Origin of the sequence: Virgibacillus sp. DJP39, from assembly GCF_049310925.1 — a bacterium.
Taxonomy (GTDB): domain Bacteria; phylum Bacillota; class Bacilli; order Bacillales; family Amphibacillaceae; genus Virgibacillus_F.
Genome location: NZ_JBMERP010000059.1, coordinates 1 through 23,270, shown reverse-complemented (window position 1 = coordinate 23,270; position 23,270 = coordinate 1). Strand labels below are relative to the sequence as shown.

Genomic DNA, 23,270 nt, shown 5'->3' with positions numbered 1-23,270 from the left:
TCTTTACACTTCGCGAAATTGTTACTAATTATTGTTCCCACTCTATAGCTAAGTAATCATATTAACATAAGTTAGTGCGTTACGCACCCTAGTTTGGTACAATAATATATAATAATCAACTAGGAGATGTTTAAATGGATGCATGTGGTTTAATTGTCGAATATAATCCATTTCATAATGGGCACCTTCACCATTTAACTGAAGCAAAAAAGCATTCAAACGCACCCTGTATGATAGCAGTTATGAGTGGCAACTTTCTACAACGGGGTGAGCCAGCAATTATTGATAAATTCCACCGCGCCAAAGCAGCATTAGCCAGTGGCGTTGATATAGTGCTTGAGCTCCCATTCCTCTATGCAGTTCAATCTAGTGATCTGTTTGCAAAGGGCGCTGTACAAACCTTAAATGAAATTGGGGTGTCTTCCATCTGTTTCGGAAGCGAGTCTGGTACTACTTCTAACTTTATAACAAGCTATGAAATCTTAAAAGAAAAAGGATCAACTTTTAAAGAAGTATTGCGTAAAAACCTGCATAACGGACTGTCTTTTCCTGAAGCTAGTAAGCTTGCATATGAAAAAATCGGATTAACAAACTCTGAAATGGATCTATCTCAACCTAACAATATTCTCGGATTTAGTTATATCAAAGAAATACTTGACCATTCATTAAATATAAATGCCTTCACAGTCAAACGAACGAAAAGTGGTTATCATGATCAAAAAATTTCAGGTAGTATCGCTAGTGCCACTAGTATTCGTAAGCAGCTTATTAATGATGGATCTATAACAAACGAAAGCTTATCTACCTTTTCTGATCATACAAGGAAACAGTTGGCGAGCTATTACGACAAAACGGATGTTTGGCATAACTGGGAACACTACTTTTCTCTATTACAATATAGGGTGTTAACAATGGATTATAGCGAACTTGCTGCTATTCATGGTGTTGATGAAGGGCTTGAGTATCGAATTAAAAAAACAGCCAAGAAATCAAAATCCATTAATGAGTGGATTGATGCTATTAAAACAAAACGTTATACATGGACACGAATCCAACGTATATTTGTACACTTGTTAACCAATACAAAAAAAGAGCATGTTGAATTTATTAAAAAGAGTAACTCTGTACCTTATGTTCGTGTACTAGGAATGACAGAACAGGGCCAGGCTTATTTAAACAAACAAAAAAAAGTAATGAAAGTACCAATCATTTCACAACTTTCAGATCATAACAGTCAACTATTAAAAAGTGAAGAACAATCGAGTAATGCCTATTACAGCATTCTCGGAACTTTTATTCGAAAGCAAATGGTTGATCAGGAACTCTCACCACCAATTCGTTTAATAGAAAACTAAGGCTTATCGCCAAGCATTATAAATATTTCCCTAGTTGTACTTTTGCAGAGAGGAAAAGCCTTCCTCCTGCAAAATAACTAGGTGAACATACAAAAAGCCCACCTAATCTAATCCTTACTTTTTAAGTTTCAGATCCTGTAAATAGTCTAAGGCATCATTAAATGTATCCACTGGTACAACTTCCATGTTGGTATCGATTTCTTTTATCGATTTTTTGGCTACTTCATAATTGGAACCTTTTGCGCCGTTCTCATTGGGTGCAAAAAAGACTTTACATCCTTCATCATCAGCCGCAATTACTTTTTTGTCTATTCCACCAATTCGCTGCACATTTCCTTCATAGTCTATTTCTCCTGTTCCGCATATTTGGTATCCACTCGTGATATCTTTTTCTGTCAACTGATCATATATCTCAAGAGAAAACATCAAACCTGCACTAGGACCACCGATATTACCGCTTGAAAATGTAACGTTAGGGTCAACTTCAACACTTCGATCAGTAACCAACTGAATCCCAATCCCCACTTTATTATCTAATTTTTCAAATGCTTCCAGTTCAATTTCTTTCGTTATCTTCTCCTTGTCGCGCACTATTTCCAAAGTTATGGTATCACCAGCTTTTTTTCCTTCTACAAAGTTAATTAGTTCATTTGATTTATTAATTTCTTTTCCTGCGATCCCTATAATTCGGTCACCCTTTTTCAAAATTCCATCTGCTGGCATTCCTTCAATTATGGAAACAACGTAAACTCCATTGTAGTTAATTTCAATTTTCTCCTCAGCAGCAGTATATCCTACAACTTTTGCTGCCTCCTGAGAACTCTCCATCATTTGAAGTTGCACATGAAAATACTCTTCCTCAGACACTCCTTCTGGACGGATTTCCTTTATAGGATAAATCTCATGATGAGGCAATACTTTAGCTACAGCATATTGAATTGGTGTAGCCTGACCACCTCTTACAGTTACAAGATGCATGTCTCCAACACTTTCAAACCCATCATCAACTTCGATAATTGGATTCAGTGCATCCGCATCCCCAGGTTTATAAACATAATAAGGCAGTTTATAAGATGAGAGAAAGAACGCTATGACAATTACAACCATCAGGTACACCAAATGGCGTTTCGTAAACTTCATATAAAAACTCCTTTAGAACCTCGATAAAAAACATTCGTTAAAAAAATTAAGCATAAATGCGTATATCGAAAGCGTATAGTGATAAAAAGCTTGTATTTATTAGTTTAACAAATATGGAAATTAATATATATTATTTTGCTAATCGTTACAAGCTAAAATCATTCTACTACTACAAAAAATATATGTACAGAGTGAGCTCGTTCACTAGGGGGCTTTATGTTGAAACAAATGATGATTAGTTTACTCTTAGCTAGTACAACCTTATTCATGACTTTTGCACTCATTACTTATCCTGATGAAGCATTTAAAGCTAGTTTACGTGGGTTAAACATGTGGTTGGAAAAAGTATTTCCTTCTCTACTCCCCTTTTTTATAACTGCTGAGTTATTAATTGCGTTTGGAGTTGTTAAATTTATTGGTGTCCTATTTGAGCCTATTATGCGTCCGTTATTTAACGTACCTGGGGTTGGTAGTTTTGCATGGGCAATGGGAATGGCCAGCGGTTATCCTACAGGAGCAAAAATCACTGTTCGCCTTCGTGAAGAAAAACAAATTACAAGAATTGAAGGAGAACGGCTTGTTTCCTTCACAAATGCTTCGAGTCCATTATTTATATTTGGAGTAGTTGCGGTGGGGTTCTTTTACGACACAAAACTTGGTATATTACTGGCTGTAAGTCATTATGTAGGAAATGCTCTAGTTGGAATTTGCATGCGTTTTTATGGGAGAAAAGAAGAAGAAGAAGAAAGACATCGATACAATAGATCAAAGGTATCTTTAGTTCAGGCATTTAAAGAAATGCATTCAAACAGAATTACTAATTCGAAACCATTTGGAGAAATTTTTGGAGATGCTGTACTTAACTCAATTAAAACACTCATAATGGTTGGAGGATTCATCATATTTTTTTCAGTTCTTATCAAGCTTTTATTTATTATCGGCGTTTCTCCCCTTATTGCAAACATATTTACTTATGTCCTTCATATTTTTTCTATGCCTGCTGAATTGGCATTACCGATTTTTTCAGGTCTTTTTGAGATAACAATAGGTTCAGATATGATTACTAAGGTTGCTGCAGATCCACTTATAGCTAAGGTGGTAGCGGTAAGTTTTATCTTGGGATTTAACGGGTTTTCTATTCAGGCTCAAGTAGCAAGCATTCTGGCTAAGTCTGATATACGTTTTTCTCCCTATTTTTATGCCAGAATACTTCACGGTACATTTGCAAGCCTATTAGTTATTCTATTGTATCAACCATTATATTTAAAACAAAAAACTATAAAATTAGATGATTTACCTGTCATGGGTAATCAACAACCAGGTTTTTGGCAAATCACTCTGGAAACACTTCAAACTTTCGGACCAATTATTACGATACTTGCTTTAAGCTTAGCTTTTTTCATACTTTTAAGCAGACAACTGCCAGAAAACAAAAAAATATTGTAGGGATAAAAAGGTAACCTGCCTTTAGTCCCACAATATTTTTCATCACTTGTATTTTTTTTGTAATTCTTTTTCTACGATTGGCGGTACTAGATCTGAAACATTTGCTTTATACTTAGCCACTTCCTTTACAATACTAGAGCTAAGAAAGGAGTATTGATTGTTTGTCATCATGAAAAATGTCTCAATATTCTCATCAAGCTTTCGATTCATCGAAGTTATTTGCATTTCATATTCAAAGTCACTAACTGCCCGTAAACCTCTAAGAATGGCATTAGCATTCTTTTGTTTTGCATAATCAATTAGCAGCCCATTACAAGCATCAATTGTAACATTAGGCATATCTTTCGTAGACTCTTCTAACAAATAAACACGTTCTTCAACCGTAAATAATGGATTCTTCCCCTGATTATTGAACACTGCAACAACTACCTGATCGAATATACGAGCTCCTCTTTGTATAATATCTAAATGTCCATATGTAACTGGATCAAAACTGCCTGGACAAATTGCTAATCCACTCATTCGAACCCTTCTTTCTATGTTTTTTGATATAAGCTAACGCCTATTGTCCCCCCATAAGCCGCATGTTTGACCAATGTATAATGTGTAGGGTTTTTAGGCAGAACCTCATTCTGATCGTGTTCACAATAAATATAGCCTTCTTGTTTTATTAGATTTAGCTTTACAATTTCATTTAATAGTTCACCATAATCAGCCTTACTATATGGAGGATCAAGTAAAATTAAATCGAATTGCAAGCCCCTTTTTGAAGCGGCGTGAATTGCACGTGTGGCATCTGTTCGGAAAACTTCTGTATTGCTTTCAAGGTTTAAGTCGCGTATGTTCTCATGAATAGTATGGATAGCTTTCGACTGTTTATCCACGAAAACAGTATGCTGCATCCCTCTACTAAGAGCCTCGATTCCTAGTGAGCCGCTACCAGCAAACAGGTCTAAACAATAGCCTCCGTCAAAAAAAGGTCCAATGATTTGAAAAATCGCTTCTTTTACCTTATCAGTAGTGGGCCTTGTTTTATTACCCGGAACAGCTTTCAGTTGTCGCCCTTTTAATGTACCTGCTATAACTCTCATTTGATCACCTCTATTAGAACATAGTTCGACATTAATCCTACCACAAATACTTTTATAAAAAAACTACTAATCATTTGTATATAAATCTTTTTCATGTACATACTAGAAAAATGAAACAGCAGATGCTTTGCTAAGTTGTTTCACGTGAAGAAGAAGACTTACATTCCCCATAAGTTCTTCTTCTGATTTCTCCTCTCCCTTTACTTTTTGTTTTAAAGAACAAAAAGACCTGCAGATATTATATCTGCAGGTTTTTTTTGTAATTCTTTATCAGGTACCTATATCGACCAACCATTTGTACAGTAACTTCATTTCCCGGGATTAGTCTAGATACCCATCTTATAATCATATTCTTTTGCTTTATCAGGTTTAGCATTTTCATAATCTGTACGAATAAATGGTTTATGTGATCTGTCAACTTTAGACACAAAAGATAACTTAAGTAATTTATGCTCTGTATCTTCCATATCTTTCTGATTAACGTAGATTACTGCATACTTAAGCTTTTTAGATGAATAAAGTAGATGACCATATCTTCTAATCTGCTTAAGATTTTTCATATGTTGAAACCAAACAATAATCCCTTGTCTCTCTGTTCTCATAGTATATCCTCACTAACCTAATCATTTTCATTAGTTTAACAAATAACAGTTGACACGACAACCCTTATGAAGCTTTACAACCACATCCGCTACTACCTGAACCACAGCCACATCCACCATCTGATAGCGCGGCCCCGTCTTTTGGAGCCTTAATCATGTCTCCTACACTCATTGCTACGTTCGAACTTATTTCGTCAAGCAATTTTTGGAGATTTCTTTCAGCTATTTTAAAAGCTGCAACCCGATCATCCATGTCCATTTCACGCTTGATAGTACGCACTTGTTTCATAATAACACTATAATCTGGATGGTACCTTCCAAAGCGTTGTACATCCTCATATTGGTTCTTTATATCTGCAAAAGCTTTTATAAGCTTTTGGGACTTTTCGTCTTCATTTAAGGACTGTTGAGCATTGTTGTATGCTTCCATTACGTCTGACTGCAAGATCATTTCACCAAGAACTTCAGAACGATCAAGAATTTCAACAATCTCCATTGTTCCAATCATCACCATCACCCCTACTTTATCTTACCATTTTCTAGTACTTATTAAAATGTATTTCTAATTTAATCATCCATATTTGCAAATTCAATTAACATTTTCATCATGGACAGTTGACTATTTGCTCTTTCCACCTGTTGGGGAAAGGTTTTGTTATAAAATTTTTTTGCTTCTTTTTCAACTTCATCTATCCTGCTCGGATCACGTGTAAGGTATCTGTACCAAATTGGGTTATACCTTACAAACTTTAACAGGGTTTGATCTGACTTTAAAAAGTGGTAACAGTTTATATCCATTTGCTCTCATCTCAATCCCTATATTTATTGTCATAATATCCCCGACTTGGTACCTTTTCTTGTTTGCCTTCCTGGTATTGATTAAGCATTCCTTGAACTAGTGAAATTGTTTGATCCCATTGCTTAACCCGTTCTTGAATTTGATCCATGTCTGCTTCTTCGCCCCATTTTTTTAGCTTTTCGACTAAATTAAATGTAGATTGATTATTTTTTTTATCTGTTTTTTTCTTTTCTACCTGCTTGTATTTATCCCAATAAGGATCAGATTCACCAAGCAGTACCCATTTTTCATAATAGTTCTGAATTGATTCTCCGCCATTCCTAATTTCCTTAATTAGCTTTGGATTTTTATTTAAAAACGCACGAAATTCTAAAATAGTTGGATCTAATATATTTTCAGTCATTCCAATCACCTCAACGATTGTTTAGCTACTATTAATAATTTATGCCCAACCATACTTGATTGTGATTTTAAGTATTAGATAACTCGACATAATGCCAAACCTTAATGGGAAAAACTTAGTTGCATTTAAAGTAGTAAGGAAAGTAGTAAAACTTTCCTTGCAGCAAAAAAAACTGAAGGGGCCATTATAATATAATGGCCCCTTCAGGTATTTAACTTCACTAAATTTATTTTTGCAGGAAGTTTTGTGTGTAATAAAAATGGTAAACACCTACACCCAGATGAGTATAGTCACTCTCTAACAAAGCTTTCCTGTGGCCTTCGCTATTTAACCAACCCTGAACTGCAGCTGGTGCATCCGGATACTGGGCTGCTATATTTTCACCTGCGGATAGATAATATACTTTCTGTGCAGCAAGGCGCTCCTTTAATCCATCCCCATTTAATCCATAATGGGAAAAATAATTATTTTCAGCCATATCCTTACTGTGCAGAAAAGCCACTTTACTTACTGATTCACCCCAGTTTAAACTCGATTTATCAAATTGACTACGAATTATATTTGTTATTGAAAATATTTGTTGTTCCATACCGCTCTCTATTTTATTCCATTCTTCATCTGAAAGATTGGATTTTGCAGGTAGCTTTCCACGATATTCAATAGAATATGGCCTCTGTTTTAAAAGAACTTCTCCAGTTGAAACTCTAACAGCCGAAAGTTTTGAAGTGAACGTATCGAAATAATACTGCACAAAAACATTTTCAGCCACTTTTACTAATGGCCGCATTTGCATTTCTTCATTATTTAGCTTAAATGTATAAGTTGAAATTCCCTGGGACATGGAAACCTTATCCTTAAAAGAAAACTGTTTATTAACTTCTTGATACGGCTGTCCTGCGTATAGTTGATTTGCATACAAGTCTTTTCCAGTTACGTAAATTGTAATTACCTTATTATCTAAAACACCAAATTGAATATATTTTTGTTCATTATTGGTATAGACCCACCATTCGTAGCCATATGCACTCAAATCCTTACGAACAGGTTCACCAAAACTTTCGGATAGTTGTTTTATGTCCTTGCCTATCCATTGAAACAATTCGTTTCCAAATTTTCTGGTTGGCTTTTCTCTCTTTGGAACCAACTTTGTCTCTAATAAGCTAGTTCTATTTTCAAGTTTCAAACTACTCTCTTGTACAGAATAATCTTGCGGTTCATTATTAACTTCTAATAGATAATATCCAATTAAAACTAGCAAAGAAAGTATGATAATGGAACGAATTAATCGCATAAATACTTCTCCTTTTTACTTTCTACAATGATTTATAGTTTATGTTTTACCATATATATGTACAAATCTTAAATCCATGCATTTAAATCATAGTTTATCATTTGATAGAGACGTTTTTATAGTACCAATTTACCTATTACTCCTGAAGCATACTAAATTCAATCAGGAATTTATATATTTACACTGGTGTGACCTCTTTTCGATTGCAACTTTCACTATTTCGTACTATTATAGTGATAGCAAGGATAATTATGTGAGGTGTAAAAAAATGAAGATAGAGGTAAATGGCATTGAGGATTCAATTTTTGATTTAAAACCATTAGATCATTTTATGGGTGAACACGCATTTATTCGCGCAGGACAATGGGACTATGACCGTGTTACCTATGATTACAAAATTGGATCAAAAGAAAAAAATATTACATATTATATTCGCATACTGGGTTATGCTGTTGAGGGGGATGTGGACCGTGGGAATGCTGTAATAAAATTAATGGCTCCATTACTTGGAAAGCATTATTACCCACACGGTATTGAATACGGCGAAAGTGAAGACTTTCCAAAAAGCCTGGTCGAAAGAGCGACTGGGATAGTTGAAAAACTGAAATTAGACATCGAAAACTACAAACAATAACATGTACAACTGCCCATAGATACTTTGGGCAGTTGTTTCTGTCTGTAAATTTTCTTTTATTATGTTCAGTTTTTCACCTATATACGATATACTAGTTTATAAGCTTGTAATCGCACGTTCTCGAAAGGAGACATCTAACTACATTGTTCCGTTCTATAACAAAACGTCAATGGAAACTTACTATTGTCGGTTTGCTTTTAGTGGTGATCTTATATTTCATTTTACCTATTTCTGTGCCTCTTTTAGTAGCATTTTTTACTGCTTTAGTACTTAATCCTACTGTTAAATTTGTTCAGAAAAAGTCAAACCTGACACGAAAGTCGGCTGTTATCATTATTTTCATTCTGTTTTTGATAGCGTTAGGAATTGCTGGCACCTTTATTGTTACAAAAGCAGTTACACAAGTTGTAACGTTTGTAGAGGAAGTACCTGAACATTTTAATGAGTTAAATGATTTGTATGGAGATTGGGAAAATGATTTTCAGAATTACTCCAAAAACCTGCCACCCCAATTTGTTTCCCAAATATCGAAGAGCTTTGAAGATAACCTAACTTCCTTAAGTAATACAGCCAAAGAAAAAATAACTATTGATAATATAGCTGAAATTTTCGCAAAAGTACCACAATACCTAATCAGTTTTCTAGTTTATTTAATTGCATTATTTTTATTTATGCTTGAACTTCCGATATTAAGAAAAAACTTCTATAACTTGATGACAGAGGAAACCGCTGATAAGGTCAAGTACATGAACCAACGATTAGCAAACGTTACTTTAGGTTTTCTAAAAGCGCAGTTTCTTGTAAGCCTAGTAATATTCACAGCTTCGTTAATTGGATTATTTATAATAGCACCAGAAGTCGCAATTATTATGTCACTCATAATCTGGTTAATAGACTTCATACCAATTATTGGTTCTATTATTATTTTAGGACCCTGGTCTATATTTGTACTCCTTTCCGGAGATATTTCTTTAGGAGTGAAACTAGCAACTCTAGCAATAGTTCTACTTGCAATCAGAAGAATAGTAGAACCAAAAGTGATGGGACGTCATATTGGTTTATCCCCTCTCGCAACATTGATAGCAATGTTTTTAGGCCTGCAACTTTTAGGGATATTAGGATTTATTCTGGGACCATTATTCGTTATTGCATTCAATTCAGCGAAAGAAGCTGGAATCATAAAATGGAACTTGAAAATCTAAAAGGTTAGCAAACCAAAAATAAAGTGAGAGTAACATTAAAGTTGTTCTCACTTTATTTTGTTTCAACCACCTAATATCGCTTTTAACATACTTGTGGTTTCTCCACCATCATATATAACATACAGAAGTAGATATACCATTACTCCGGTAATAGCGCTACAGAACCATATAACACTTGTAACAGGTCCGATTTTTCGATGTATAGTTATCTTTCTCTTTAGAGCTAATGTTATCGTAATCACTCCGAAAATAGCTCCTGTTGTAGCTAGAAATATATGGAATATCAAAAATATAGTGTAATATATTTCTATACTTTCTGGCCCTCCAAAACTAGTATTTCCAACAAATGCTGTTCGGGACACGTAAATAATAAAAAAAAGTAATGCACTAATAGCTGCTGCTATCATGGTTTTCTTATGTTTCTTTGGCTTACCTTTAATGATAAAACGCCATCCAAATGCAACAAGACTGGCACTTAAGAGAATAAAGAAGGTGCTAATCGTAGGTAATAACATAATTTTTAAAAACCCTTTCTCTGATTAATTCTATTGCTTTAGGCAATTAAAAATTCCCTTCACATTAACATGTGAAGGAGTATAGTCCTAATTTACTGATGATGGCTCTGTAATCACGTCAACCTTTAAGCTTTCTCGTGAAAACCATGAAAAGAAAACTCTAGCTAAAATAAAACCATACGTGATTTCCTGCATTAGCTTCATAATTATTCCACCAAGCTGTTGATCCTCTAGAGTGGTCATTGGAGAGAACATCTCTGGTCCAGTTAGTGTGCCCGATATACCTGTTAAAATATCTGTAGGAACACATAAACTTAAAGCTTGAATCCAAGATCCACTTTCACTATATGTGGCAAAAAGTGGTGCATCTGCAAATATTATCAAAACACAGGCTGGTGTAATTAACACCCCGTTCGCAAAGATGTATGCAATCTTTAGAATTGGAGGAATAGTATCATACTCCTCTACTGGTGTCACAATTGGCCACCAGACAATAAACGCTGCAATCAATATCACAGTGGATACGATTGCATGAACCACTGGTGAAGATTTAGCAAAATCGAACACTTCTGGTATATGATAAAGAGAAAATAATGTATTAAACAGTAACAATGAAATAATAGGTTTTGTAAATAAATTAACTATCGGCCTTACAATTGGAAGTTTAAGGATCTTCCTCCATACCCACACTGGTATTCCCTTAATGATCAATATAGGGAATATCAAATAATAGATTGCCATTTGAATCATATGTGCTGTTAGCATTATATGTGTGAGCAAATCAACTGGCGAACCTTTCACTACGTAAAGTAATACCATAGCCAGGTAAAAATAAATTTGTTGTTTGGAACTAGGTTTTTCGTTCTGTCCTCTATACTTACCTGTTAATAAAAAGTACGTTAATGCTAATAGTATAACAAAAATCATATAATATGGACTCCAAAGCCCACGAAAACCAAAAATTTGTATTTCTAACCACATAATATTTCACCCCATAGTACGGCTTATTCTCTATAGTATAACTCAAAATAGAAACATACACATAATTGAATGTGACAAATTACTAACAATGGATTTTGTAAATAATTAAAAAGGCTGGGGATCCCCAGCCTTTTTAATTACTACCCTACCACCATACTAATAGCACTAATCCTGACACTGTCAATAGTGCAGCCCACATACCACCATACATCATGTTAGCAGGCATTTCATGTCCAGCATTTTTCAGGTGCATGAAATAATACAATTGAAAAGCAACTTGAACAAAAGCAAGAATAAGGATAGTAGGAATAACAAACATTTTTGGCATTAGTTCTCCTACTACGATTCCAAATGCTATTAATGTAAATACAATCATTAATGCGAATGTAATTAATTGGGTCTTCATTTCTTCTTTGTTTTTTCTTTTTTGAAATGAGTCTACTTTTTTGGAACTGGTGTTTTCAACCATTTATTAAACCACCTTTCCCATAAGGTATACTACAGTAAAGATAAATACCCAGACAACATCGATAAAGTGCCAATATAAACTTACTACATAAAACTTTGGAGCATTATATAAGTTTAATCCACGTTTCGCATTACGCACTAGCAATGCTATCATCCAAAGTAAACCGAAAAGTACGTGTCCACCATGGAATCCAACCAATGTATAAAAGGCTGATCCAAATGCTGACGTAGAGAAGGTGAATCCATATTCATGAATGTAGTGATTAAACTCATAAATTTCGCAACCTAAGAACGTAAATCCCAGTACAATTGTAACAATAAACCATGTAGTCATTTTACGATAATCGTTATTTTTCATATGATAAATCGCATAAACACTGGTCAACGAACTAGTTAACAATAGTACAGTCATTATAAACACTAGTTCTAAGCCGAATAATTCATTTGTTGTTGGTCCATCAGCTGTAGCATTACGCAATGCAAGATACGTACCAAATAAACTTGCAAATAAAACAGTTTCTCCACCTAGAAAGAACCAAAATCCTAAAAATTTATTCTTGCCTTCAAGAGTAGCTTTCTCCGGATTATTTGGCATTGTTTCTGGATTTAAGGAATGATCATGACTCATATCAGTCAGCCTCCCTTTCAAGTTCTTCTTTTGTTATATGATGACCTAAATCATCTTTTAATGAACGCGTTAGCATACTTCCTAGTGTAATACCCATTCCTATAAACACTAGAATTAACCACGATTTGTTATCAACCTGGTATATAAATCCAAAACCGGCAATAAATAAACCAAGAGACATCATAAATGGTAAAATAGATGGGTTTGGCATATGAATATCACCTAGTGGTTCTGAAGGTGTCATTTTACCTTTCCCTTCTGTTTTTTCTACCCATAGAGGATCTAGTCCACGTACTAAAGGTACCTGCTTAAAGTTATAGTGTGCAGGTGGAGATGATGTTGCCCATTCCAATGTACGACCATCCCATGGATCGTCTGGAGCTTGTTCACCTTTGGCTGCCGTGTAAAATACATTGATTACAAACACAATTACACCAAAAGCCATAAAGAAAGCACCAATTGTACTAATTAAGTTTCCTAAATCCAACCCTATGTCAGCCTCATAAGTTGAGTATCTGCGTGGCATTCCCATAAGTCCTAAGAAATGTTGAATAAAGAATGTTAAATGGAAACCGATTAAGAATGTCCAAAAGGTAAGCTTACCCATTCCTTCGTGCAGAATTTTACCAAACATTTTTGGCCACCAATAATGAAGGCCGGCGAAAATACCAAAAACTGTTCCACCAACAATAACATAATGGAAATGGGCTACAACGAAATAGCTGTCATGGTATTGATAATCTGCTACAACAGAGGCAACCATTACACCAGTCATACCACCTAATGTGAATGTTGGTATAAAACCAAGAGCCCACAGCATTGCGGAGTTAATGGTTATTTGACCGCCCCACATTGTTGCAAGCCAGTTAAATATTTTAATACCCGTTGGGACTGCAATAGCCATTGTTGCAATAGCAAAAATTGAGTTAGCTACCGGCCCAAGACCAACAGTAAACATGTGATGAGCCCAAACCATGAATCCTAGAAATGCAATTAACATAGTTGCGAACACCATCGCAGTGTAACCAAATAAACGTTTTTTTGAAAATGTTGAAAACATATCACTAAACAGCCCGAATAACGGTAATATCAGGATGTAAACCTCAGGATGTCCGAAAATCCAGAATATATGCTCCCAGATAATTGCGTTTCCTCCAAGGGTTACATCAAAAAATGCTGCATCGAACATACGATCAAACATAAGTAAGAAAAGTCCAACAGTTAATGCTGGAAATGCAAATAAAATAAGTACACTTGTAATAAAAGAAGCCCACGTAAACAATGGCATTCTCATATACGTCATACCAGGTGCACGCATATTAACAATAGTTACCAAAAAGTTAATGCCACCAATTAAGGTACCGGCACCTGCAATTTGAAGTCCTATTACATAGAAATCGACACCATGACCTGGCGATATGATAGACAGTGGAGCATAGGAAGTCCAACCAGCATCGGGTGCGCCGCCTAGGAACCAACTACAATTTAAAATAAGTCCACCAAATAAAAACAGCCAAAAACCTAATGAATTAATAAATGGGAACGCGACATCTCGAGCTCCAATCTGCAAAGGAATTACCGCATTCATTAGTGCAAAAATCAACGGCATCGCCGCCAAAAATATCATTGTTGTTCCGTGCATTGTTAATATTTCATTGTATAAACCATTACTTAAAAAATCACTATTTGGCTGCATTAATTGTATACGAATTAACATAGCCTCGAGCCCGCCGACTAGGAAGAAAAAACCACCGCCGAATAAATATAAATGTGCAATCTTTTTGTGATCGACCGTTGTTAAGTAATCCCATAGGACAGATCCAAAGCCTCTCTTATGAGTAGCTGCATTACTCACTACTTTAACCTCCCTCATACTTCTATAACATATTTGCTTTTACTACTTCCCTGCATCATCAGGGGATATACTAGACGGTTTTAATTGTAATAAATAATCAGCAATTTTACTTGCTTCTTCTTTAGACAATTCAGGATATTTACCTGTCATATTGTTATCAGGCTTGAAATCTTCAGGATGCATAATCCAACTGATAAGGTTTTCCTTGTCATGTTCAAGAATACCTGCAATTTCTGAACGTTGCCCAAAGTTTGTTAAATTTGGCCCTACTTGAACTGGAGAGGAACCAATCGCATGACAACCCATACAGTTGTTTTCCTGGAACAAAGCCTGACCCTGCTGGACAGTGTCACCTTCAACTACTGCTTTAGGATCAACGTTCTGCATATCTTCTACCCACTGGTCAAATTCTTCAGGGCTGACAGCAATAATTTTAAAGTCCATTAAAGCATGGGATGGTCCGCATAATTCAGCACACTTGCCCGAATACACGCCTTCCTCATAGGCTTCAATAAACATTGTGTTTTCATTTTCAGGATTTACATCCATTTTACCGGATATAGCTGGTGCCCAGAATGAATGGATAACATCTGAGGATTGCATGTTCAGATAAACTCTTTCACCGGTTGGGATATACAAATCCTGACTGGTTTGAATTTCTTTACCTTCGTAATTAAAATGCCACCAATACTGATTTCCTGTAACTTCAACATTTAGATAATCATCTGCGTTTGATTCATCAGCCAGTTCAAAAGTTTTAGTTACTGTAGGTACAGCAATAATAATCAATAATATGATTGGAATAATGGTCCAGATTGTTTCAAGGGTTTTGTTTCCTTCAACTTGCTTAGGGATGAAATCCTTATCCCCTTTCTTTTTACGGAAACGTACCAGAACTGTAACATATAAGATCATTACAATTACAAGGACAAACAACATAACAACTGTAGTTAGGATAATTAAATCTAATGACTGCTCTGCCCCATATCCTTTAGGTATTAATGCACTTAAATTTTCTTGACCACATCCTGAAAGAATAAGCGCTAATGAACCTAACAATGTTAGAGATCGAAATTTTCCCATCCAACCTTTCATGTAATCATACCTCTCTTTCTCTTCGTTTCTTCCTTACATAATTTTGTGACTAAGGCAATAAGGGATATCATAAGTTAAACTTAACTAAAAGGGGAAATCAAATGTTACAACTACCATCATCAAAAATAAAATAGTTAAATAGTTCAACGAATAAATAAACATCAAGTTTGCCCACTTAAGGTCATTTTTCATAAAGAAACCACTAAGTCCAAGTGTTAACCATCCAACATTCAGCAATGTCGCAATGACAACAAACGTTGTACCAAGTGAAACCAAATAAAATGGCAATGGTAAAAGACATGCAGTATAAACAACCATTTGACGTTTTGTAAATTCAAACCCATGTACAACTGGAAGCATCGGGATACCAGCAGCTTTGTATTCTTCACACTTCTTCATTGCTAAAGCGAGAAAATGTGGTGTCTGCCAGATAAACATGATCAAAAATAATACTATCGCTGCAATATGGAGGTTTGGATCAATTGCTGCCCAACCAATTAACGGAGGTACCGCACCAGAAAAACTGCCAACTACCGTGTTTAGCGTGTATTTGCGCTTTGACCACATTGTATATAATACAACATATGTAAACCAGCCAAAGAAACCAAAAATTGCTGCCTGTACAGTTGTTAGCAATAAAAGAATTAAACCTATACTTGTTGCCGAAATACCTAGTATTAGGATATGGTTTAACGCAATAGAACCCGTAACTGTAGGTCTGGACTTTGTCCTTGACATAATAGGATCAATATCACGATCATACCAATTATTAAGTATACACCCACCAGCAATTACTAAGGCAGTACCTATCATTGTAAGCAGAAAAACATCCCAATTTTCGATAAACGAACTATTAGTAAAATATAGAGCTAACCAAAACCCTGTAAATGTTGTTATCAGATTAGAGTTCACTATTCCTACTTTAATGAGGGACTTAATATCTGCAAGCAGCGTAATTTCTTTATTTTTTGACTTAGTAACCTTACCTATCAATGGTGAAGCAGTTGTTTCCACTTTATTCATTCCATATATCCCCCCTTTAACTTCCCAACATAAAGGCACAAAATTATACAGAACATATGATGGAAGAATAGCATTACTACATACTATCTCCCAAAGTATCCTATGTATAACCTTAATTGTATCATGAATTTGTAACACAATCTATTTACCATATATTCATATTTCGCTTTTTAGCATTATATATGTGACAAGATTGTGAAGTGTTTAGTTCAAAACAAACTTATCGTTTTGCTTTCACCTAGATTATGTTAATACCTAATAGTATTCCCATGTACTGGGCTTTTATAATGATTGTTTGATGATCTAACCCCTATAATATTTCTAGCAAAATATGGCTTACAATGCAAGCGTTTTTTATTTTTTTGTAATGAAAAGAACGATAAAACGTGATAATATGACAATTGTGTGTAAAAGTTTACTTTCAGTTCGTTATCCATTGCTTTGTTAGTTAATGTAGTATTATCATTAAGTATCAAAATGAAACTAGTTCGACATGTATATCATTATTATTATACATTTTTGTTTACTTATCCCAAATAAAGTGAGGCATCTCTATGATCAAAACAATAAAATGGCTATCAATACTTGCTACGATAGGCATGTTCTTTGTATTAATTGGCGGGGCTCTTGTTTCTAAAACAGAATCAGGAGATGGGTGTGGATCAAGTTGGCCTTTATGTGAAGGGCAGTTTTTACCTACAAACATAACCCCCGAACTTGTAATTGAACTCAGCCATCGTCTGGTGACTGGCGGTGTTGGATTTATCGTTATCGCATTGTCAGTATTAGCCTGGAAAAAGTTAGGACATGTTCGGGAAGTGAAGTTCTTATCTTTCATGTCAATTTTCTTTTTGCTGGCCCAGGCATTAATTGGAGCAGCGGCAGTTATATGGTCGCAATCAGAATTTGTGTTAGCTGCTCACTTTGGTATATCCTTAATTTCTTTTGCTTCCATTTTTTTATTAACATTACTAATATTTGAGATAGATAAGAAGTTCGATGCAAAATCACTATTTATAGAGAAGAGACATCGAATTGAGATTTATGCCATTACAATCTATACATTATTTGTTGTATATACTGGGGCATTAGTACGACATGCAGAAGCAAGCCTTGTATGCGGAGACTGGCCAATGTGCACAAATAATTCCCCCCTGCAATTTTCTGATTTCAGACTAGATCAGTGGATTCATATGGGACATCGTTTAGCAGCAGGATTATTATTTGTTTGGACTATTGTATTGTTTGTTAAAATGATGAAGAACTATCGTAGCAATCGCATTATGATATGGGGATGGTCAGTAACCTTAGGACTCATTTGCCTGCAAGTGTTTTTTGGAGCAATGATTATTTTTACAATGTTAAACCTTGGAATTGCACTTATGCATGCTTTTGTAATTTCTTGTTACTTCGCAATGTTAAGTTATTTCATCTTACTTTCGAACAGAAGTGCAAAACACGAACGATTCAAGTAACTAACTGGTCACAAATAGATAAAAGAGGACAGCTTCCATAATGGTAGCTGTCCTCTTGTTTGGTTATTCAAATTCTATTAGCAAATCATTCACTTTAATGGTTTCATTATTTTCAAAGTGAACTGATTTTATTACTCCATCAAATGGCGCCTGGACGGTTGTTTCCATTTTCATCGCTTCAGTTATTAACAGGTAATCACCTTTTTTAACTTTATCACCTTTTTCGCAAATCACCTTTAAAACAGTTCCAGGCATTGTAGCACCGATATGCTTAGGATTAGTTGAATCGGCTTGTTGCTTCATAACGAGTTGTGATTTAACATTCTCATCTTTTACAACCACTTCACGTGACTGTCCATTCAATTCAAAGTAAATAACACGCGTTCCATCAAAATGAGGTTCAGATATAGAAACCAGTTTTACAATTAATGTTTTTCCCTGCTCAATTTCTACCTCTATCTGCTCACCTAACTTCATTCCGTATAAGAATGTAGGAGTATCCAATACCGACATATCACCATACGTTTCATAAAACCGATGATAATCCATAAATACTTTTGGATATAGAGCGTGAGAAATTATATCAAAACTTGTTACCTGACGATCCAACGTTTTAAATAACGATTCCTTCAATGAAGTGAAGTTAATTGGTTCTAGTAATTCACCTGGCCGAACTTTAATTGCTTTCTTCCCTTTTAGTATTATTCTTTGTAGTTCTTTAGGGAATCCCTGATACGGTTGCCCGATGTAGCCTTGGAAAAACTCGATTACTGAATCAGGGAAATCTATTGATTCTCCACGTTCATAAATGTCATCTTCATTCAAGTTATTTTGAACCATAAACAAGGTCATATCTCCAACGACCTTTGAAGAAGGAGTAACTTTAATAACATCACCAAACATAAGGTTAACATTGTTAAACATCGCTTTTACTTCGTTCCAGCGTTCCTCGAGCCCAACAGCTTTAGCTTGCTGTTTAAGGTTACTATATTGTCCCCCTGGCATTTCATGATAATAAATTTCTGTATGAGGTGCTTTCATACCGCTTTCGAAGTCCTGGTAGTATTCACGTACTTCTTCCCAATAATGTCCCAATTTTTCATACGAACCTATATTAATTTTTGGTTGTTTATTGTTGCCTTCTAAAGCGTGATAAAGCGTTTGTGCACTTGGTTGTGATGTCAGACCTGCCATTGAGGAATTTGCTACATCAACAACATCAACCCCAGCTTCGATTGCCCTTGCATACATGTAAGTGCCATTTCCGCTTGTATCATGCGTATGCAAATGAATCGGGATGGAAATCGATTCTTTTAACGTTGAAATTAATTGATAAGCTGCTTCAGGCTTTAATAAGCCAGCCATATCTTTAATACCCAGAATGTGCGCACCCGCATTTTCCAATTCTTTTCCCAAATTTAGATAGTAGTCCAGATCATATTTTGTACGGCCTTTATCCAAAATATCTCCTGTATAGCACATGGAAGCCTCAGCAATTTTATTGTTTTCCCTGACAGATTGAATGGCTAAATTCATCCCTTCTACCCAGTTAAGACTATCAAATATTCTAAATACATCTATTCCAGCCGTGGCACTTTCCTGTACGAATTTTTTGATTACGTTATCAGGATAATTTTTGTATCCCACAGCATTACTAGAACGTAGAAGCATTTGAAACAGTACGTTTGGCATTTTTTCGCGTAATTTCAAAAGCCTGTCCCAAGGATCTTCTTTTAAGAATCTGTAAGCAACATCAAATGTAGCTCCGCCCCACATTTCAACAGAAAACAATTCTGGTAATAGACGTGCGGTTGGCTCAGCTATTTGTAACAAGTCCTTCGTTCGTACCCGTGTAGCTAGTAAAGACTGGTGAGCATCACGGAATGTAGTATCTGTTAATAAAACTTCCTTTTGATCAAGAAGCCATGATGCTAAACCTTCAGGCCCCTTTTCATCTAATATTTGTTTGGTACCTTGGGGAACTTCCTGAAACCGATCTAATTTAGGTACTGGCGGCGTTACAAATAATGGTTTCTTCTTTTTATTAAGTCCTTCAAAACCATTAACAGTTGTATTACCGATGTATGATAACATTTTTGTTCCACGGTCTTTTCTCTTTGAAAATACAAATAATTCAGGTGTATGATCAATAAACGTTGTATTGTAATTTCCAGATAAAAAATCCGGGTGTCGGATTACATTTTCCAAAAAAGGTATATTTGTTTTTATACCACGAATTCTAAATTCTTTTAAGTTACGGACCATTTTATTTGCAGCCTGCTCAAACGTCATTGCCCAGGTAGAAACTTTTACTAACAAAGAATCGTAGTGAGGTGAAATTTCAGCTCCCTGAAACCCGTTTCCAGCATCAAGTCGAACTCCAAACCCGCCGCCTGTTCGATATGCCATGATTTTTCCGGTATCTGGCATAAAGTTATTTAATGGATCTTCTGTTGTGACTCTTGACTGAATTGCATATCCGTTAGTTCTAATATCTGATTGAGAAGGGATTCCTATGGATTTATCATGCAAACTTCTACCCTCAGCAACCTTAATTTGTGTTTGAACAATATCAATACCAGTAATAAGCTCAGTAATTGTGTGTTCAACTTGAACCCGTGGATTTACCTCAATAAAATAGAAATCACCATCTGTCACCAAAAATTCTACAGTTCCAGCATTTATGTACTGAACATTTTTCATTAATTCAACAGCTGTATCACATATATCTAATCGTAATTCATCTGATAAAGATACACTAGGAGCAATCTCAACCACTTTTTGATGACGTCTTTGAACAGAACAATCTCTTTCGTATAGGTGTACAACGTTTCCACTTTGATCACCAATAACCTGAACTTCAATATGCTTCGGATTTTCAATTAACTTTTCTACATAAACCTCATCATTCCCAAATGCCGCTTTGGCCTCAGATTTTGCACGGTCATAGGCTTCGGAAAGACCCGACTCAGTGCGAACTATTCGCATCCCGCGGCCTCCACCACCTAATGTGGCTTTAATAATAATCGGATATCCATTTTTCTCACCAAAAGCTCTAACTTCCTCCAGGGAATTAACAGGACCATCACTTCCAGGAATAACTGGAATTCCAGCTTGAATTGCTTGGCTTCTAGCTTTAACTTTGTCTCCAAACATATTCAAATGTTCACTGGTTGGACCTATGAAAATTATGCCTTCCTCTTCACATCGTTTCGCAAATTGAATATTTTCAGATAAGAAACCATAACCGGGATGAATCGCATCAACGCCTACAAGCTTTGCAGTTTCAATAATTCCTTCAATGTCTAAGTAAGCATCAATAGGTTTTTTTCCTTCACCAATTATATATGCTTCATCAGCTTTATATCGATGATAAGAACCTGTATCTTCTCTAGAATAAATTGCTACAGTTCGTATATCTAATTCCGTGCAAGCGCGAAATACTCTAATTGCTATTTCGCCTCTATTAGCCACCAACACCTTTTTTATCGTTTTTAACTCGTCCATGACTTTCTTCCTCCTCTATTAAATGTGCGATTATCGTCTGTCTTCTTATTAACAACAACCGGTTCTGCTTCTCTTTTCTTTACTGTTTTTGCAATGTTATTTAATATCCCCATAGATGTCAACAATACCAATAGGGACGACCCCCCGTAACTTACAAATGGTAATGGTACACCTGTAATTGGTAATACTCCACTTATTGCACCTAAGTTAATAAAAGCTTGTATACCAATCATAGAAGAAATTCCAATTGCTAACAATGCTCCAAAACTATCCTCACATTTTCTAGCAATAAAGATTCCTCTCAATACAATAATTGCTAACATCCCAATTACGATTATTACTCCTACAAAACCTAGCTCTTCTGCAATTACTGCCATGATGAAATCAGTATGTGGTTCTTGCAAATAACCAAGTTTTTGAACACTATGCCCCAGTCCCTCTCCAGTTATTCCACCCACTCCTATTGCCAAATAGGATTGAATTAGGTGATACCCGTCAGATTCTGGAGTTTCAAATGGCTGATAAGCACCTGTAACCCTGGCAAGTCGCTCTTCTGTAACCATATTCGGAATTGCAATTGCAATGAGTATTAACCCTACCAGTATAAGTATAGATAGGTGTTTAAACCGAATTCCTGAGCTGAAGATTACAGAACAGGCTATGAGAAAAATAATTGCAGCTGATCCAATATCAGGCTGCATGACGATTAAGCCAATTATGATTCCTGTTAGGACAAGAGGTGGCAGTACCCCTTTATTAAAGTCATTAATATAATTTTGTTTTTTTGAATAAATACTAGCCAAATAGATAATGAGTCCGATTTTTGCGAACTCAGCAGGTTGTAAACTTACAGCTCCAAAGTCAAACCAGGACTTAGCGTAGTTAACCTCTTTTCCAAATATCAACACACCTACTAGTAAAATTAATATAAACAACACAATTATTTTCATTAGCTTTTGATAATATTTATACGGAAACACGCTACAGATAGTAAAGCCTATCATACTTAGGACGAACCATTGGATTTGCTTAAAAAAGTAATGGGTGCCTTCATGACCATCCATCACTGCAATAACCATGCTTGCACTGTAAATCATAACAATACCAAACCCGGCTAGAAGTATCGGTGTTATCATAAGAGTAAAATCGTATTGTTTTAATTTCTGTATCATCATACTTCTCCCTATTTTATGTAATTTGCGAATACAGAAAATAGAAATTCACATTATTATAACACAACGCGTTGAATAGTGTGAATTATTCCGCATCTTTGCTCCTTAATTCTATTTCCCTCTGTAATAAAAAAACCTTGCCAGAAAAATATGTCGGCAAAGTTTTGCTAAGTTATCAACACACACAAAGGAACCTAACACTGTTAAATTGTATTCTGTGCTGCTTCATGTAGTATATTAAGCTGCCTCTCGAGGTTTTCGAGAAGTGCTTTTCCTTCATCCCCACTGATTAAATCCAATCGTACTGCAAAATGTATTTCTCTCGAAAGACCAAACATTTGAGTGTCTAAAACTTCTTCATACAAAGGGCATTGAGGCATAGTTAGATTTTCGATCTGTACTTCAATAAGCTTTAAAATTTTATCAGCGTCAGCCTTAAGAAGGGCATACGCTTTTTCACGATGATTTACTGTGACCTCAGGAATCAAATGAATCCCTCCAATTAAAAGACTTTCTTATAGTTTATATTATCGTTGAAAATGAAAAATTGCAAACAAAATTATTAAAAATAGTTAATTAGTCCAACTT

General features: G+C 35.4%; 23 protein-coding genes. 5 read left to right on the top strand and 18 right to left on the bottom strand.

Annotation, left to right across the window (positions count from 1 at the left end; all coding sequences use genetic code 11):
* Positions 1-134 precede the first annotated feature (134 nt).
* Positions 135-1,355 carry a nucleotidyltransferase gene (locus ACOI1D_RS15815; RefSeq protein WP_422502487.1) on the top strand — a complete coding sequence of 407 codons (1,221 nt, stop codon included), beginning with the start codon at positions 135-137 and terminating at the stop codon, positions 1,353-1,355.
* Between the two features lie 114 nt (positions 1,356-1,469).
* Here the strand turns inward: ACOI1D_RS15815 and ACOI1D_RS15810 are convergent, their stop codons facing one another.
* Positions 1,470-2,495, bottom strand: coding sequence for a SepM family pheromone-processing serine protease (locus ACOI1D_RS15810; protein ID WP_422502486.1), 1,026 nt, complete (start codon positions 2,493-2,495; stop codon positions 1,470-1,472).
* Positions 2,496-2,714: 219 nt separating this feature from the next.
* On the opposite strand from ACOI1D_RS15810, the gene ylbJ reads away from it, so the two are divergent.
* On the top strand, positions 2,715-3,941 hold the full coding sequence (gene ylbJ / locus ACOI1D_RS15805; RefSeq protein WP_422502484.1) for a sporulation integral membrane protein YlbJ: 1,227 nt from the start codon (positions 2,715-2,717) through the stop codon (positions 3,939-3,941).
* Positions 3,942-3,983: 42 nt separating this feature from the next.
* Here ylbJ and coaD read toward each other — a convergent pair whose 3' ends face one another.
* The 7 genes from coaD to ACOI1D_RS15770 all read right to left on the bottom strand — a co-directional run bounded on the left by coaD (position 3,984) and on the right by ACOI1D_RS15770 (position 8,127).
* On the bottom strand, positions 3,984-4,463 hold the full coding sequence (gene coaD, locus ACOI1D_RS15800; RefSeq protein ID WP_422502483.1) for a pantetheine-phosphate adenylyltransferase: 480 nt from the start codon (positions 4,461-4,463) through the stop codon (positions 3,984-3,986).
* Between the two features lie 14 nt (positions 4,464-4,477).
* Entirely contained in the window at positions 4,478-5,032 is a 555-nt protein-coding gene (gene rsmD / locus ACOI1D_RS15795) for a 16S rRNA (guanine(966)-N(2))-methyltransferase RsmD (RefSeq protein WP_422502481.1), read from the bottom strand.
* A 326-nt stretch (positions 5,033-5,358) separates the two neighbouring features.
* The gene (locus ACOI1D_RS15790; protein ID WP_422502479.1) at positions 5,359-5,634 is read right to left on the bottom strand and encodes a YlbG family protein; all 276 of its coding nucleotides are present in this window, start codon (positions 5,632-5,634) and stop codon (positions 5,359-5,361) included.
* 64 nt (positions 5,635-5,698) lie between these two features.
* Positions 5,699-6,142, bottom strand: a complete 444-nt coding sequence (locus tag ACOI1D_RS15785; RefSeq protein WP_422502478.1) for a YlbF family regulator — start codon at positions 6,140-6,142, stop codon at positions 5,699-5,701.
* A 59-nt stretch (positions 6,143-6,201) separates the two neighbouring features.
* Positions 6,202-6,432 carry a YlbE-like family protein gene (locus tag ACOI1D_RS15780; RefSeq protein WP_422502476.1) on the bottom strand — a complete coding sequence of 77 codons (231 nt, stop codon included), beginning with the start codon at positions 6,430-6,432 and terminating at the stop codon, positions 6,202-6,204.
* Between the two features lie 11 nt (positions 6,433-6,443).
* Positions 6,444-6,836 carry a spore coat protein YlbD gene (gene ylbD, locus ACOI1D_RS15775; protein WP_422502474.1) on the bottom strand — a complete coding sequence of 131 codons (393 nt, stop codon included), beginning with the start codon at positions 6,834-6,836 and terminating at the stop codon, positions 6,444-6,446.
* A gap of 226 nt (positions 6,837-7,062) precedes the next feature.
* Positions 7,063-8,127 carry a CAP domain-containing protein gene (locus tag ACOI1D_RS15770; protein WP_422502472.1) on the bottom strand — a complete coding sequence of 355 codons (1,065 nt, stop codon included), beginning with the start codon at positions 8,125-8,127 and terminating at the stop codon, positions 7,063-7,065.
* A 268-nt stretch (positions 8,128-8,395) separates the two neighbouring features.
* Here ACOI1D_RS15770 and ACOI1D_RS15765 point away from each other — a divergent pair, with 268 nt between their 5' ends.
* Both ACOI1D_RS15765 and ytvI read left to right on the top strand, forming a co-directional pair.
* Positions 8,396-8,761 (top strand): YugN family protein, encoded by a 366-nt coding sequence (locus tag ACOI1D_RS15765; protein WP_422502470.1) that lies wholly within the window; start codon positions 8,396-8,398, stop codon positions 8,759-8,761.
* Between the two features lie 143 nt (positions 8,762-8,904).
* Positions 8,905-9,963, top strand: coding sequence for a sporulation integral membrane protein YtvI (gene ytvI, locus ACOI1D_RS15760; protein WP_422502468.1), 1,059 nt, complete (start codon positions 8,905-8,907; stop codon positions 9,961-9,963).
* Between the two features lie 62 nt (positions 9,964-10,025).
* Here the strand turns inward: ytvI and ACOI1D_RS15755 are convergent, their stop codons facing one another.
* The 7 genes from ACOI1D_RS15755 to cyoE all read right to left on the bottom strand — a co-directional run bounded on the left by ACOI1D_RS15755 (position 10,026) and on the right by cyoE (position 16,528).
* Positions 10,026-10,481 carry a DUF420 domain-containing protein gene (locus ACOI1D_RS15755; RefSeq protein WP_422502489.1) on the bottom strand — a complete coding sequence of 152 codons (456 nt, stop codon included), beginning with the start codon at positions 10,479-10,481 and terminating at the stop codon, positions 10,026-10,028.
* 84 nt (positions 10,482-10,565) lie between these two features.
* Positions 10,566-11,459 carry a cytochrome c oxidase assembly factor CtaG gene (gene ctaG / locus ACOI1D_RS15750; RefSeq protein WP_422502467.1) on the bottom strand — a complete coding sequence of 298 codons (894 nt, stop codon included), beginning with the start codon at positions 11,457-11,459 and terminating at the stop codon, positions 10,566-10,568.
* Between the two features lie 145 nt (positions 11,460-11,604).
* Entirely contained in the window at positions 11,605-11,928 is a 324-nt protein-coding gene (gene ctaF, locus ACOI1D_RS15745) for a cytochrome c oxidase subunit IVB (protein WP_422502465.1), read from the bottom strand.
* Between the two features lie 3 nt (positions 11,929-11,931).
* Entirely contained in the window at positions 11,932-12,555 is a 624-nt protein-coding gene (locus ACOI1D_RS15740; RefSeq protein WP_422502463.1) for a cytochrome (ubi)quinol oxidase subunit III, read from the bottom strand.
* Position 12,556: 1 nt separating this feature from the next.
* Positions 12,557-14,428, bottom strand: coding sequence for a cytochrome c oxidase subunit I (gene ctaD, locus ACOI1D_RS15735; RefSeq protein ID WP_422502461.1), 1,872 nt, complete (start codon positions 14,426-14,428; stop codon positions 12,557-12,559).
* Positions 14,429-14,452: 24 nt separating this feature from the next.
* Positions 14,453-15,505, bottom strand: coding sequence for a cytochrome c oxidase subunit II (coxB, locus tag ACOI1D_RS15730; RefSeq protein WP_422502459.1), 1,053 nt, complete (start codon positions 15,503-15,505; stop codon positions 14,453-14,455).
* 84 nt (positions 15,506-15,589) lie between these two features.
* Positions 15,590-16,528, bottom strand: coding sequence for a heme o synthase (gene cyoE, locus ACOI1D_RS15725; RefSeq protein WP_422502457.1), 939 nt, complete (start codon positions 16,526-16,528; stop codon positions 15,590-15,592).
* 554 nt (positions 16,529-17,082) lie between these two features.
* Between cyoE and ACOI1D_RS15720 the strand changes: the two genes are divergently transcribed.
* Complete coding sequence (locus tag ACOI1D_RS15720; RefSeq protein ID WP_422502455.1) at positions 17,083-18,003, top strand: COX15/CtaA family protein; 921 nt, start codon at positions 17,083-17,085, stop codon at positions 18,001-18,003.
* A 63-nt stretch (positions 18,004-18,066) separates the two neighbouring features.
* Here ACOI1D_RS15720 and pyc read toward each other — a convergent pair whose 3' ends face one another.
* The 3 genes from pyc to ACOI1D_RS15705 form a co-directional block, all read right to left on the bottom strand.
* Positions 18,067-21,510 (bottom strand): pyruvate carboxylase, encoded by a 3,444-nt coding sequence (pyc, locus tag ACOI1D_RS15715; protein WP_422502454.1) that lies wholly within the window; start codon positions 21,508-21,510, stop codon positions 18,067-18,069.
* Positions 21,498-22,682: a putative lipid II flippase FtsW gene (gene ftsW, locus ACOI1D_RS15710; RefSeq protein ID WP_422502452.1), complete on the bottom strand. Its 1,185-nt coding sequence runs from the start codon at positions 22,680-22,682 to the stop codon at positions 21,498-21,500. Before ftsW ends, pyc begins: the two co-directional genes overlap by 13 nt.
* Positions 22,683-22,885: 203 nt before the next feature.
* Positions 22,886-23,167, bottom strand: coding sequence for a YlaN family protein (locus ACOI1D_RS15705; protein ID WP_422502488.1), 282 nt, complete (start codon positions 23,165-23,167; stop codon positions 22,886-22,888).
* Positions 23,168-23,270: the final 103 nt, after the last annotated feature.